At 69.7% G+C, this 12821-nt stretch carries 12 protein-coding genes and 1 tRNA gene; 7 read left to right on the top strand and 6 right to left on the bottom strand.

Annotation, left to right across the window (positions count from 1 at the left end; all coding sequences use genetic code 11):
* Nucleotides 1-24: 24 nt before the first annotated feature.
* Nucleotides 25-318: an Asp-tRNA(Asn)/Glu-tRNA(Gln) amidotransferase subunit GatC gene (gatC, locus tag H8F24_RS07850; RefSeq protein WP_197157282.1), complete on the top strand. Its 294-nt coding sequence runs from the start codon at nucleotides 25-27 to the stop codon at nucleotides 316-318.
* A 4-nt stretch (nucleotides 319-322) separates the two neighbouring features.
* On the opposite strand, the gene crtR is transcribed toward gatC, so the two are convergent.
* Both crtR and H8F24_RS07840 read right to left on the bottom strand, forming a co-directional pair.
* The gene (crtR, locus tag H8F24_RS07845) at nucleotides 323-1357 is read right to left on the bottom strand and encodes a beta-carotene hydroxylase (RefSeq protein WP_370594818.1); all 1035 of its coding nucleotides are present in this window, start codon (nucleotides 1355-1357) and stop codon (nucleotides 323-325) included.
* Between the two features lie 56 nt (nucleotides 1358-1413).
* A tRNA-Leu gene (locus H8F24_RS07840) sits at nucleotides 1414-1495 on the bottom strand.
* A gap of 64 nt (nucleotides 1496-1559) precedes the next feature.
* Between H8F24_RS07840 and H8F24_RS20155 the strand changes: the two genes are divergently transcribed.
* Nucleotides 1560-2537, top strand: a complete 978-nt coding sequence (locus tag H8F24_RS20155) for a Ycf66 family protein (RefSeq protein WP_197171666.1) — start codon at nucleotides 1560-1562, stop codon at nucleotides 2535-2537.
* A 199-nt stretch (nucleotides 2538-2736) separates the two neighbouring features.
* A complete protein-coding gene (ileS, locus tag H8F24_RS07830; protein WP_304623211.1) occupies nucleotides 2737-5622 on the top strand; it encodes an isoleucine--tRNA ligase in 2886 nt (961 codons plus the stop codon).
* 30 nt (nucleotides 5623-5652) lie between these two features.
* Here the strand turns inward: ileS and H8F24_RS07825 are convergent, their stop codons facing one another.
* Complete coding sequence (locus tag H8F24_RS07825; RefSeq protein ID WP_231598179.1) at nucleotides 5653-5967, bottom strand: hypothetical protein; 315 nt, start codon at nucleotides 5965-5967, stop codon at nucleotides 5653-5655.
* On the bottom strand, nucleotides 5957-6610 hold the full coding sequence (locus tag H8F24_RS07820) for a DUF3177 family protein (RefSeq protein ID WP_197171664.1): 654 nt from the start codon (nucleotides 6608-6610) through the stop codon (nucleotides 5957-5959). Before H8F24_RS07820 ends, H8F24_RS07825 begins: the two co-directional genes overlap by 11 nt.
* Nucleotides 6611-6645: 35 nt before the next feature.
* On the opposite strand from H8F24_RS07820, the gene H8F24_RS07815 reads away from it, so the two are divergent.
* Genes H8F24_RS07815 through H8F24_RS07800 form a run of 4 tightly spaced genes read left to right on the top strand, consistent with a single transcriptional unit; the run spans nucleotide 6646 to nucleotide 11067 of the window.
* Nucleotides 6646-7932, top strand: a complete 1287-nt coding sequence (locus tag H8F24_RS07815; RefSeq protein WP_197171663.1) for an FIST N-terminal domain-containing protein — start codon at nucleotides 6646-6648, stop codon at nucleotides 7930-7932.
* 26 nt (nucleotides 7933-7958) lie between these two features.
* Nucleotides 7959-8693, top strand: coding sequence for a tRNA (guanosine(46)-N7)-methyltransferase TrmB (trmB, locus tag H8F24_RS07810; RefSeq protein ID WP_197172115.1), 735 nt, complete (start codon nucleotides 7959-7961; stop codon nucleotides 8691-8693).
* Nucleotides 8690-10009 (top strand): IctB family putative bicarbonate transporter, encoded by a 1320-nt coding sequence (locus H8F24_RS07805; protein ID WP_197171661.1) that lies wholly within the window; start codon nucleotides 8690-8692, stop codon nucleotides 10007-10009. The genes trmB and H8F24_RS07805 overlap by 4 nt, the downstream gene beginning before the upstream one ends.
* On the top strand, nucleotides 10009-11067 hold the full coding sequence (locus H8F24_RS07800; RefSeq protein ID WP_197171659.1) for an N-acetylglucosamine kinase: 1059 nt from the start codon (nucleotides 10009-10011) through the stop codon (nucleotides 11065-11067). The genes H8F24_RS07805 and H8F24_RS07800 overlap by 1 nt, the downstream gene beginning before the upstream one ends.
* Before the next feature lie 4 nt (nucleotides 11068-11071).
* Here the strand turns inward: H8F24_RS07800 and glmM are convergent, their stop codons facing one another.
* Nucleotides 11072-12508 carry a phosphoglucosamine mutase gene (glmM, locus tag H8F24_RS07795; protein WP_197171657.1) on the bottom strand — a complete coding sequence of 479 codons (1437 nt, stop codon included), beginning with the start codon at nucleotides 12506-12508 and terminating at the stop codon, nucleotides 11072-11074.
* Between the two features lie 84 nt (nucleotides 12509-12592).
* Nucleotides 12593-12820: a hypothetical protein gene (locus H8F24_RS07790; protein ID WP_197171655.1), complete on the bottom strand. Its 228-nt coding sequence runs from the start codon at nucleotides 12818-12820 to the stop codon at nucleotides 12593-12595.
* Nucleotide 12821: the final 1 nt, after the last annotated feature.

Raw genomic sequence — 12821 nt, 5'->3', positions numbered from 1 at the left:
CTCCCCCCCGACCCGGGTGCAGCGATGAGCAGGATCACGGCCGACGATGTACGCAAGGTGGCCCACCTGGCCCGCCTCGATCTCCCCGAGGAGAAGATCACCACCTACACCGGCCAGCTCGAGCGCATTCTCGATTACGTGGCCCATCTCCAGCAGGTCGACACCGAAGGCGTTGAGCCCACCACCCGGGCCGTCGAAGTGGTGAATGTGACCCGAGCCGATGCGGTGGACACCACTGCGGAGCGCGAGCAGCTTCTGGATCTGGCGCCACAGCGCGAGGGCGACTTCTTCCGCGTGCCGCGCATCCTGGCTGAGTAAGGGCTCAGCGGACCGGCGACACCGCCGTTCGATGCAGCAGCTCCAACACCCTGCGGCGGGCATGGCGGGTCGGCATCAGAGCAGCCAGAGGCCTGAGTCGACTGCGGCGCTTCTTGTGGCTGCGCACGCCGAGAAAGATGTCGTAGAGAAAATTGAGACCATCGGTGCGGGTCTCGAACAAACCGAGACGCTGAGGTGATCCCTTGGCGTCAAGAATGTGGCGGGTGGCGTGATAGGCGTCCTGGTACTCAAACCAGGGAATCGATGGCCAGAGATGGTGAATCAGGTGATAGTTCTGCCCCATGATCAGCAGGTTCATCAACCGGCCCGGGTAAACGCGGGCGTTGTGCCAGCGGTTGCGCGACTGAAAGGGCCGGTGAGGCAGATAATCGAAGAACAGACCCAGGGTGACCCCCACCATCAGCGCCGGTGCGAACCAGCAGTTGAAGACGAAATCCTGGAAGCCATACTTCAACGACGCCAGCACGATGGCAAAGAAGAGGCCGCGAGCCAGACCCCACTCCAGTAATTCATAGCGGCGCCAGAGGTGATGCCGGAAGAAGAAGACCTCGTGATAGAAAAAACGCGGTGCGATCAGCCACAGCGGTCCAAACGTGGAGACGATGTGATCGGGATCGTGTTTGGGATCGTTCACATGGGCGTGATGCTGCAGATGCACCCGCGTGAACACCGGAAAGCTGAAGCCGAGCAGCATCGCCGCCCCATGGCCCATCACCGCGTTCCAGAAGCGGCTGGGATGGGCGGCGTTGTGGCAGGCATCGTGAATCACGGTGCCCTCCAGATGCAGAGCCAGGAAGCCGAGGGCCAGCAGCACCGGCAGGGGCCAACCGGCGCCGAACCAGCCCCAGATGGTGAGCCCTGCCAGGGCATAGCCCCCCAGGAACAACCCCACGGTGGGATTCCAGGCATCCGGCGGGTCGAGGAACTCTCGCGGCACCGCACTGGAAGGGGAACGCCTCAGCACCTGGGTGGCAGGGGTCTGAATCGAACGCGCCTCAGTCGCCAGCGGAGATTCCATCATCGTCTGCTGATGCACCTGAGGCCAAAAGGTCACACAACCTAAAAAACCGGGAATGCCCACCGGGGGACTTGAACCCCCACAGCCTGAGCCACTGGAACCTAAACCCAGCGCGTCTACCAATTCCGCCAGGTGGGCGTGTGGCGACTCTAGGGAGTGTCGGGGAACAGCTTCCACAATGGGGGCCGTACGCCACACCGCCATGCTCGCCACCCTGGGGGGAAGCCTGGCCCTGCTGCTGGGGCTGGCTGTTCTGTTGCTGCCGCTGCTGGCCCAGGAGCTGAGCCGTCCCCGCGACGCAGTGTGGGGGGCGGTGGTGCTGCTGCTGGGGCTGGTGCTGGTCACCAGCGCCGACCGCCTGGTGGGAGCGCCGATGGTGGCCGTGCTCTGCGGCGGCCTGCTGATCGGCCGCCTCGGCAGCGAGGTGGGCCAGGCCCGCTGGCGTCAGCTCACCCCCGAAGAGCAGCAGCGGCTCTGGTCGTTGGAGCGGTGGCGAACCAGCCTGCAGCAACTGCTGGTGGCGGTCGGCAAGCTGATCGAGCTGGTGATGGGCCTGGCAACGGGACTGGCCAGCTGGATCCAGGAGCGGCGCCAACCGCGCAGCGTCACCAAGCGCTGGGTGCGGCAGGAGCCTGGGGCCACGGACAGCTCAAGGGACAGTTCTGACCAGGAAGCCAGCGCCGACATGGACTCCAACCCTGGGGCCGAGCGCAACCCCGGTGCTGATGGCCTGCAGGGCCAGGAGCCCGCGCCCCAGCACAGCCCCGAGACCGATGGGGCCACCAAGCACCAGCCTGCGCTGGAAACCAGCCCAGAGTCCGACGGATCGATCCCTCCCCTGACTGCCCCCAGGCATGAGGCCGAAACCCAGCCGGCGGGGACAGCTGCAGCGCCCAGCCCTGCCCCGGAGGACGACCTCAACCCCTCCGACTCCGACCTCACCCCGGAGCCATCAGAACCGCAAATTCCTGTTTCGGTTCCGGAGGCTGCTTCGGTTCAGACACCGACAGCAGCGGACCCTGAAACCGGCCCCGAAGCCGGCGAAACCGAAACCGAAGCTGAAACCGAAGCCGAAGCCGATCCCGCAACCAAAGCCCAGATCGCGGCGGGATCGGCCCCAGTGGTGCGCAGCTTCGAGGATGTCGACGCGCTGCTCCGCTCCACGCCAGAAGCACCCTGACACCGAAGACACCGGCGTGCCAGAGCGCCGTCACGCCGGGGCAAATGCAGCGGGACGGGATAATCGCGCCTTGCTGCACCGAGGCGTCGTGACCGCCAGCCCGGCCTCCCCCTCGTCCTCCGATCCGGCTGCGGCCGCGGGCCCCACCGCAGAGGTGTCCTACAAGGACACCCTCAACCTCCTGCAGACGCCCTTCGGCATGCGGGCCAATGCCAAGGTGCGGGAGCCGGAGCTGCAGCGTTTCTGGGCCGAGCAGCGGATCTACGAGCGTCTCAGCCGCGAGAATCCGGGAGAACGCTTCACCCTGCATGACGGGCCGCCCTACGCCAATGGCGCCCTGCACGCGGGTCACGCCCTCAACAAGATCCTCAAGGACATCATCAACAAAACCGCCCTGTTGCAGGGCAGGCGCTGCCGCTTCGTGCCGGGCTGGGACTGCCACGGCCTGCCGATCGAGCTGAAGGTGCTGCAGAGCCTCAGCAGCAGCGAACGCCAGGCCCTCACGCCGATCGCGCTGCGGCGCAAGGCCCACGCCTATGCGCTCGAGCAGGTGGAGGGCCAGAAGGCCGGGTTTCGCCGCTGGGGCATCTGGGCCGACTGGGACCAGCCCTACCTGACCCTGCACAAGGCGTACGAGGCGGCCCAGATCGGCGTGTTCGGTCAGATGGTGCTGGCCGGGCACATCTACCGGGGGCTCAAACCGGTGCACTGGAGCCCCAGCTCCCGCACCGCTCTGGCGGAGGCCGAGCTGGAGTACCCCGACGGGCACACCTCCCCGAGCGTCTTCGTCGCCTTTCCGGTGGTGGAGCTGCCCGAGCCGCTGCGCCAGGGCCTGCACAACGCCGGCGTGACCCTTGAAGGCGCTGGCTCCCTGGCGGTGGCGATCTGGACCACCACGCCCTGGACCCTGCCGGCCAACCTGGCAGTGTCGGTGAACGACCGACTCGACTACGCCATCTGCCGCATCGGCCAGGGCGGAGGCGGTAGCCAACACCGCGCTGCCCACTTGGTGGTGGCGGCCGATCTGGCCGCCAGCCTGGAGCACACCCTGGGGCTGAGTCTCGAACCCATCCTTCGGGTCAAGGGCGCGGAGCTGGAGGGCATCACTTACCAGCACCCCCTGCTGGATCGCAGCAGCCCGGTGGTGATCGGCGGCGAATACATCACCACCGAAGCAGGCACCGGCCTGGTGCACACCGCCCCCGGCCATGGCGTGGACGACTTCAACACCGGCCGCAAGTACGGCCTGGCGGTGCTCTGCCCGGTCGATGAGGCCGGCAACCTCACCGCCGAAGCCGGTCCATTCGCCGGCCTGAATGTGCTGAAGGAGGCCAATGGGGCCATCATCACCGCCCTGCGGGATGCCGGCGCCCTGCTGGCGGAGCAGCGCTACGAACACCGCTATCCCTACGACTGGCGCACCAAGAAACCGACGATCTTCCGGGCCACGGAACAGTGGTTCGCGTCAGTGGACGGCTTTCGCGACCAGGCCCTCGCCTCGATCGCCGCCGTAGACTGGCTGCCCGAGAGCGGCCGCAATCGCATCGAGGCGATGGTGCGGGACCGGGGCGATTGGTGCATCTCGCGCCAGCGCACCTGGGGTGTGCCGATCCCCGTGTTCTATCACCGCAGCAGCGGTGAGGTGCTGCTCAACGCCGACACCCTCGACCACATCCAGGCCCTGATCGCCGAGCACGGCTCCGACGTGTGGTGGGAGCGCGATGAGGCAGGCCTGCTGCCACCCGCCTATGCCGACCAGGCCGATCAATGGCGCAAGGGCAGCGACACCATGGATGTGTGGTTCGATTCCGGCTCCTCCTGGGCCGGCGTGCTCGGCGGCCTTGCCGCCGCTGACGCCCCGGCGGAGGCCTCGCCCCTGAACTATCCCGCCGACCTCTACCTGGAGGGCTCGGACCAGCACCGCGGCTGGTTCCAGAGCAGCCTGCTCACCTCGGTGGCCGTCAATGGCCACGCCCCCTATCGGCGGGTGCTCACCCACGGCTTCACCCTGGATGAGAAGGGCCGCAAGATGAGCAAATCCCTGGGCAACGTGGTCGACCCGGCGGTCCTGGTGGAAGGCGGCAAGAACGCCAAGCAGGATCCCGCCTATGGGGCCGATGTCCTGCGGCTGTGGGTGAGTTCGGTCGACTATTCGGCCGACGTGCCCCTCGGTCCGGGGATCGTCAAGCAACTGGCGGATGTGTACCGCAAAGTGCGCAATACGGCCCGCTATCTGCTGGGCAACCTCCACGACTTCGATCCGCGGCCCGTGGCCGAGGGCGGCGATGCGATCGCCTACGCCGAGCTGCCGCTGCTGGACCGCTGGATGCTGCAGCGCACCGCCGCCCTGATCGATGCGGTGACGGGCGACTTCGAGCGCTTCGAGTTCTACCGCTTCTTTCAGGCGCTGCAGAACTTCTGCGTGGTGGATCTCTCCAACGTCTACCTCGACATCGCCAAGGATCGGCTCTACGTGAGCGGCGCTGCCGAATTCCGCCGCCGCAGCTGTCAGACCGTGCTGAGCCTGGTGCTGGAGCGTCTGGCGGGGCTGATCGCACCGGTGCTCTGCCACATGGCTGAAGACATCTGGCAGAACCTTCCCTACCCCGTGGCCGAGGTCTCGGTGTTTGAGCGGGGCTGGCCCACGGCGCCAGCGGACTGGGCCGCACCCGAACTGGAGAGCTCCATGGAGCGGATTCTCGAGCTGCGCGCCCTGGTGAACCGCCAGCTGGAGAGCTGCCGGGCCGAAGGGAAGCTCGGTGCCTCCCTTGAAGCCCAGGTGCACCTGGAGCTCGGCGCCGGTGAGGCCGCAGCGGCCCTGCAACCCTGCCTCGACTGGCTGGCGGGTTCAGCCGCGCCAAGCGTCGACAACCTGGCCGACTGGCTGCTGGTCTCAGCTCTGCAGCTGGGCGGTGCTCCCCCTGACGCGGTGCTGGCCGAGGCCAGCGCAGGCGGCATCCAGGTGCGGATTGCCCGGGCCGAGGGCGAGAAATGCGAGCGCTGCTGGCATTACGAAACCGACATCGGCCAGCACACCCTGCACCCCAGCCTCTGCGGCCGCTGCGTGGCGGTGCTGACCACCTGAATTGAGCCGGAGTTCAGCCGGCCAGGCACCTCAGCACCAGCGGGCCGGGTCCAACAGCAGCTCCATCGGCACCGGCCCCAGCAGCACCTGCTCGGCACCGGGCCGCAGGGGGCCCACCAGCAGTTCGGCGGCTTCGATCCGTGCGCCCGGCGGCAACGCCGACTGGTCGGGATCGACCTCTGTGGGGTGCGTGGTGCTGCTGGAAAATCCGCGGAACACCAGCAGCTCCAGGGGGTCCTCGCCGAGGGAACCCCGCAGCCGCAGCACCCGATCGGGCCGGTCCCGGCTGATCTCCTCCAGCCTGGCCAGCACCCCACAGCCGGCAGCGCCCGTCTCAGAACTCACCGGCCACCCTCCCCTGCTTGGGCAGCCGCACCAGCAGCCACTGCAACAGCCCCACCCCATAGCCCACCAGGGCCAGGTAGCCCACGAAGGCCGCCACCGCCGGCGTCCAGTCGGCGCCGAAGACGAAGTCAAAGACCCGGTCGACGCCCCCATGAATGCCCTGCGGCGCCTCCAGCCAGGCACGGCAGAGGGTGCGCTCCAGGGCAGCCCCACCCCCCAGGCAGGGAAGCGCCGTGGTCGCCAGGCCCGCCCCGAGCAGGGCCAGCACCGTGAGGCTCCAGCGCCAGAGGCGCAGGGTGAGCGGCAAGGGACGCCAGGGCGGCAGGTCGGCCAGTTCCTCGTTGAGATCGACCCAGAACCACAGGGACGCCACGATCATCAGCGGCGCAATCACCAGCAGGGCGTAGCCGAGCGGACGGCGATCGGTGAGCAGCAACAGGGCCACCAGCAGCAGGCTGGCCACCTTCCAGTAGATCGTGAGGAGCCGCACCAGGGCCGTCTCCCGACGCAGCGCCGCCCAGACCAGCAGCACCAGCGGCAGCCCCAGGGCGAACACGCTGGCGAGCCGCACATCCAGCCACACCAGCGAGCGATACAGGAGATCGGACTCGAACACGGCGGCGGCGGTACGGGAAGACGCCATTATCCGCAGCCTGCCTGAGGCGATAGGGTCCGCCCATGGCCGCATTCCCATTCCTGCGCTGGCTCGAGCCAGCTGAGCCGGCTGCCTGGTGTCGCAGCGCGCTCTCCCAGGAGGCCTCCCTCGAGGCCGCGGTGGATGCCGTCGCCGGCCAACTGAGCAGCAAGGAAGAAGCCGATCTGGCCCTGGTGTTTGTCTCGAGCGCCTACGCCAGTGACCTGCCACGTCTGCTGCCACTGCTCAGCCAGCGGCTGCGCTCCAACCATTGGCTCGGCTGTGTCGGCGGCGGTGTGGTGGGCACCGACCCTGCCGGGGTGCCGCGGGAGCTGGAGCGCGAGCCGGCCCTGAGCGTGACCCTGCTGCGCCTGCCCGGTGCAAGGCTGCACCCGTTCCAGATCGACACCAGCCAGCTGCCTGATCTGGACGGCCCCGCCGAACCCTGGATCGATCGGGTCGGCACCGCCGCAGGCGCGTCTGCCTCGATGCTGCTGCTGGTGGATCCCTCCAGTCCGGCCATCAACGACCTGATCAGTGGCCTCGACTACGCCTTTGCGGGGGTCGACAAGGTGGGAGGCATCGCCGGACAGCACAGCGCCAGCCATGGCTCCCTGCTGTTTGACGGCTCGGTCTGCACCGGCGCGGTGGGCTGTCTGATCGAAGGAGCCTGGCGGCTCGATGCAGTGGTGGCTCAGGGCTGCCGGCCGATCGGCCCGGTGTTCGAAGTGGAGCAGGCCCAGCGCAACGTAGTGCTGGAAGTGAGCCTCGGCCAGCGGCGCAACACCCCCGTGGCCGCCCTGCAGGAAATCCTCACGGCCCTCACCCCGGAGGAGCGGGAGCTCGTCAAGCACTCCCTGTTCCTGGGTGTGGGGCGCAGCAACTTCAGCCTCAGCAGCAGCAGCGAAGACTCGGCGGCCTTCCTGGTGCGCAACCTGATCGGCGTCGATCCCCGCAATGGCGCCGTGGCCGTGGCGGAGCGGATGCGGGTGGGCCAGCAGGTGCAGTTCCAGCTGCGCGATGCCGCCGCCTCCAGCCAGGAGCTGCGCCAGCTGCTGGCCAGCCAGGCTGAACGGGAGCCGGAGCCACTGGCGGCATTGGTCTTTGCCTGTCTGGGCCGGGGCCAGGGCCTCTACGGCCGCCCGGACGGGGATGTGAGCCTCTGCCGCGCCGCCTTCGCGACGGTGCCGATCGCCGGGGCGTTCTGCAACGGCGAAATCGGGCCGGTGGCGGGCAACACGCACCTGCATGGCTACACCGCCAGCATCGGCTTCCTGGTGCCCCAGGAACCCGTGGACCCGGTCGCCTCAGCAGCCGAAGCGGCGGCCTGAGCGCCGGAAGCGACACTGCCGCCATGGTGCGTCAACACGTCAATCCCCTCAGCCGCCGCCACCAGCTGCCGCGGCCCCTGCCACCACTGAACGACCTGTTCGCCGATCCGTCCCTGCCGCTTCGGCTCGACATCGGCTCGGCCCGCGGCCGCTTCCTGCTGGCCCTGGCCCAGGTGGATCCGGGCTGGAACCATCTCGGCGTCGAGATCCGCAGGCCCTTGGTGGAGGCCGCCGAGGCCGACCGCCAGGTCCTGGGCCTCAGCAACCTCCACTTCCTGCTCTGCAACGCCAATGTGAGCCTGCAGGACTGGCTCAGGGCCCTGCCGGAGGGCAGGCTGGAGCGGGTCACGATCCAGTTCCCCGACCCCTGGTTCAAGACGAAGCATCACAAGCGGCGGGTGCTGCAGCCCGCCCTGCTGCACGCGATCGCAGCCGCCCTGGCGCCGGGCCGGGAGCTGTTCATCCAGAGCGACGTGCTGGCCGTGATCGAGCCGATGGTGGACCTGATCGAGGCCAGCGCCTGCTTCACCCGTCCGCCGCAGGACCGGCGCCCCTGGCGCGACCACAACCCCCTGCCGGTGCCGACCGAACGGGAGCGACTGGTGCTGGAGCAGGGGCTTCCGGTGTACCGCGTGCTCTATCAACGCGCCCTGACGCCCGCCCCCGGATTGGAGGAGAGGGTGGCGCTGGCCGCCGATAATCCCGCCACTGAGCCGGTGCACACCACCGACTCCTGCGCCGCGGAGCCACCAGCCCCTTGACCTCCCCTGCCCCCACCCCCTGGCTGCTGCGCTGGCAGGGGGTTCTGGCCAACACCCCCGCCGGCCCCCTCAGCAGCCGGATGCCCCTGGTGGCGGGGGTGGTGCTCTGCGCCCTGATGGCCGGCCTGCCGCTGGTGACCCGCGCAGGGCTGAGCCTGCTGATCCTGGCCAGCGGCCTGCTCTGGCTGGTGTGGGCCCTGCGGACGCCGGCGCGGGGCCTGAGCCCGATCAATGGCTGGCTGCTGGTGGTGCTGGCCCTGGCGGTGCTGGCCACGGGCTTCTCGCCGGTCCCGGCTGCCGCAGCCAAGGGGTTGCTGAAACTGCTCAGCTACATGGCCGTCTATGCCCTGATGCGCCAGCTGCTGGCCGCCGCTCCGGTGTGGTGGGACCGGATCGTGGCAGCGCTGCTGGCCGGCGAGCTGGTGACCAGCGTGATCGGCCTGCGGCAGCTCTACGCCAACACCAGCGAACTGGCCCGCTGGGCCGATCCGAACTCAGTGGCCAGCGGAACGGTGCGGATCTACAGCACCCTGGAGAACCCCAACCTGCTGGGGGGCTATCTCCTGCCGATCCTGCCCCTGGCGATCGTGGCCCTGCTGCGCTGGCCCGGCCTGGCCCGCAAGCTCTATGCTCTCGCCTCCCTGGTGCTGGGTGCTTCAGCTCTGGTGCTCACCTACAGCCGCGGCGCCTGGATGGGGATGGTGGCCTCCCTTGCCGTGATCGGCCTGCTGCTGGCGATCCGCCAGACCCAGACCTGGCCCCTGCTGTGGCGGCGCCTGTTTCCGCTGTTGCTGCTGGGAGGCGGGGCCCTGATTCTGGTGCTGCTCGTCACCCAGGTGGAGCCCCTGCGGGTGCGGGCGATGAGCCTGCTGGTGGGCCGCGAGGACAGCTCCAACAACTTCCGCATCAACGTCTGGCTGGCGGCCCTGGACATGATCCGCGACAGGCCATGGCTGGGGATCGGGCCGGGCAACACGGCCTTCAACCTGATCTACCCGCTCTATCAGCAACCCAAGTTCAACGCCCTCAGCACCTACTCGATCCCCCTGGAGCTGGCCGTGGAAGCGGGGATTCCCGGTCTGCTGGCCGGCATCGGCCTCGCTCTGGCAAGCATCAGGGCCGGGCTGGCCCAGTGGCGTCAGTCCGGCGTGCTGGCCCTGCCCTGCCTGGCCTCGGTGGCGGTGATCGCCGGGCTGATGGTGCAGGGCCTCACCGACACGATCTTCTTCCGGCCGGAGGTGCAGCTGATCGCCTGGTTCTGCCTGGCCACCCTCGCGGCCGCCCCACCGCCCGTCCGGCCCGCGAACAGCCCCTGATGACCGGGTCGCCACCACCACTGCAACCGCGGAGCCTGATCGCCGGCTTCGACGCCGGCCAGAGCCACACCCGCTGCCGCCTGGCGCTGCCCCTGCCGGCGGCCGTGGCCAGGGAGACCGGGGCTGAACCATCAGCGGCTGGACAGGCAGAGAGCGTGATCGTGGCGGAAGGCGAGGGTCCGGGCGTCTGGCACCTGGCGGCACCGGATGGCCCGGAGCGCTTCCGTGCGGCCCTGCAGCTCAGCCTTCAGAGCGCTCTGGAACGGCTGCCGGCCGAGGCGCAGGCCCAGGCAGGTCGGCAGCCCCTGTTGGCGGCGGCGATCGGCGCCAGCGGGATCGAGCAGGGAACCGCCGTGCAGGAGGAGGGCCGACGCCTCGCCGCTCAGGCCCTGCAGCTGCCCCTGGAACGGCTGGAGGTGACCGGCGATGAGCGCACCGCCCTGCATGGCGCCTTCGCGGGTGGGGCCGGCATCCTGGTGATCAGCGGCACCGGCACGATCGCCGTGGGCCAGGACGGCCAGGGCCGCAGCCACCGCTGCGGCGGCTGGGGCTGGCTGCTCGATGGTGCCGGCTCCGCGATGGACATCGGCCGCGATGGCCTGGCCCTGAGCCTGCGCATGGCCGATGGCCGCGCCCCGGAGTCCGAGCTACGGCGGGCCCTGTGGCAGGCCCTGGACCTGGGTGTGGAGGATCCCCAGGCGCCTCAGCGGATCAAGACCCTGGTGGTGCAGCCGCAGTTCGGCGCCGCTGGCTTCGCCGCCCTGGCGCCTGTGGTGCACGACCTGGCCAGGCACGGCGATGCCGGGGCGGCGGCGATCCTTGAGGCCAACGCCACCGCCCTGGCGGCAATGGTCACGGCGGTGGCCGTGGCCCTTGCGCTGCAGAACCCGGCCGTGGTGACCAGCGGCGGGGCCCTGCGCCACCTGGAGGGCCTGCACCAGCGTTTCGCCCAGCGGCTGCAGGAGCGTCTGGGCGGCGCCCATCTGGTGGACCCGCGGGGCGATGCCTGCGCCGGTGCCCTCCAGCTCGCCCAGCAGCTGGCGGATCAGGCAGCCTGAGCCCTCAGGCCGCACAGAGGTGCGCTTCGGCCTCGGCCGCCAGGTGGTGAGTCCAGTGATCCACCTGGCCCTGTTCGGCCGCCTCCACCATCACCCGCAGCAGGGGCTCGGTGCCGCTGGCCCGCACCAGCACCCGTCCCTGACCCTCCATCGCCTGCTCGGCCGCCTCCACCGCACGACGCAGCGGCTCACACTGCTGCCACTGCTGCCGCCGCTGCCGATCGGGCACGGTCACGTTGACGAGCCGCTGGGGGTAGGGCCGGAAGCTGCTCTCAAGCCAATCGGCCAGGCTCAGGCCGGCCTGGTGCAGGCGGGTGGCCACCTGCAGGGCGGTGAGCAGGCCATCGCCGCTCATGCCATGGCGGGCCGAGAGGATGTGACCCGACTGCTCACCACCGAGACCCGCCCCCAGCTCCTCCATCGCCTGGTGGACGTACTGATCCCCCACGGCGGTGCGCTCCAGCACCCCGCCACGGGCCTGCCAGGCACGCTCGAAGCCCAGGTTGGACATCACCGTGGCCACAATGCGGTTCTGGGGCAGCTGATCGGCCTCCTGCAGGGCCGTGCCCCAGAGGTAGAGGATCTGATCGCCGTCCACCACCCGACCCTGGCCATCGACGGCCAGCATGCGGTCGGCATCGCCATCGAAGGCGAATCCCATGGCGGCACCGCTGGCGAGCACGGCCTGCCGCAGCGGCTCGAGATGGGTACTGCCACAGCCCATATTGATGCGGTGGCCATCCGGCTCGCCGTGCAGCACGGTCACCGCGGCACCGAGGTCACGGAAGACCGCCTCCCCACAGGCGGCGGCCGATCCCCAGCAGAGGTCGAGCACCACCGGGCACCCATCCAGTCGCCTCCCCTCGACGCTGGCCAGCAGACCCTGCCGATAGACCTCCAGCAGGTCGCCCCGCTCATAGGCAGAGCCGAACGTCTCGGAGCCGCTGGCAATGTTGCCGCTAGTGCTGGGGCCGCCGATCGGAGCTTCGGCCTCAGTCTCCGGCGTGCCCCGCAGACCGCGCTCGATCGCCTCCTGCTGGTCGCGGCTGAGCTTGGCGCCGGAAGCCCCGAACACCTTGATGCCGTTGTCGTGGGGAGGGTTGTGGCTGGCCGAGACCATCAGCCCACCAGCCAGCCCGAGGCGGCGGATCGTGCCGGGCACCGCCGGTGTGGGGCAGAGACCCAGGTTCCAGACCTCCCGACCCGCGGCGGTCAGACCGGCGGTGAGGGCCGCCACCAGCATCGGTCCGCTGGTGCGCGAATCACTGCCGATCACCACCGGGCCGTCGGTGCGCAGCACCCGCCCGCACCAGTAGCCCACCTGCAGCGCCAGGGCCGGGGTCACGCAGGTACCGACGCGGCCGCGGATTCCGTCCGTGCCGAAGCCGGTGACGGCGTCACCCAGGGGTGCACCGATCGGAGGGGGCAGCGGCCCGGGCATGGCAACGCAATCGATGGCGGGCAGCAGGTTAAGCGCCGTGTCCCGCCCCGCCCTCGCCATCACCGCCAGCGGCACGACTCCGGGTCAGCGCCAGCGACGCGGCCAGCAGGCCCAGCGCAGCAGCTCCGCCACCGCCCAGAGCAGCAGCAGGCCCACACTCCAGCCCGGCAACCAGCGGAAAGGCGGATAGGGCCGCAGCAGCAGCACGAGCCCGGCCGCCCCCCAGATCTGCCGGGAGCGCCGCCGCTGGGCCGCTCCCGGCAGGGTGGTGAGCAACGGCGGCAAGGGCGGCAGGGACGGCAACCGCGGCATC

The sequence above is a fragment of the Synechococcus sp. CBW1002 genome (assembly GCF_015840915.1).
GTDB lineage: Bacteria > Cyanobacteriota > Cyanobacteriia > PCC-6307 > Cyanobiaceae > CBW1002.
This window is presented reverse-complemented; position numbering and strand designations above follow the sequence as displayed.

Coding starts and splice junctions, on each gene's coding strand:
- H8F24_RS07820 (WP_197171664.1), bottom strand. CDS start 6,610: ATGGCGTCTTCCCGTACCGCCGCCGCCGTGTTCGAGTCCGATCTCCTG.
- H8F24_RS07815 (WP_197171663.1), top strand. CDS start 6,646: ATGGCCGCATTCCCATTCCTGCGCTGGCTCGAGCCAGCTGAGCCGGCT.
- H8F24_RS07790 (WP_197171655.1), bottom strand. CDS start 12,820: ATGCCGCGGTTGCCGTCCCTGCCGCCCTTGCCGCCGTTGCTCACCACC.
- glmM (WP_197171657.1), bottom strand. CDS start 12,508: ATGCCCGGGCCGCTGCCCCCTCCGATCGGTGCACCCCTGGGTGACGCC.
- gatC (WP_197157282.1), top strand. CDS start 25: ATGAGCAGGATCACGGCCGACGATGTACGCAAGGTGGCCCACCTGGCC.
- ileS (WP_304623211.1), top strand. CDS start 2,737: ATGCGGGCCAATGCCAAGGTGCGGGAGCCGGAGCTGCAGCGTTTCTGG.
- H8F24_RS07800 (WP_197171659.1), top strand. CDS start 10,009: ATGACCGGGTCGCCACCACCACTGCAACCGCGGAGCCTGATCGCCGGC.
- H8F24_RS20155 (WP_197171666.1), top strand. CDS start 1,560: ATGCTCGCCACCCTGGGGGGAAGCCTGGCCCTGCTGCTGGGGCTGGCT.
- crtR (WP_370594818.1), bottom strand. CDS start 1,357: ATGGAATCTCCGCTGGCGACTGAGGCGCGTTCGATTCAGACCCCTGCC.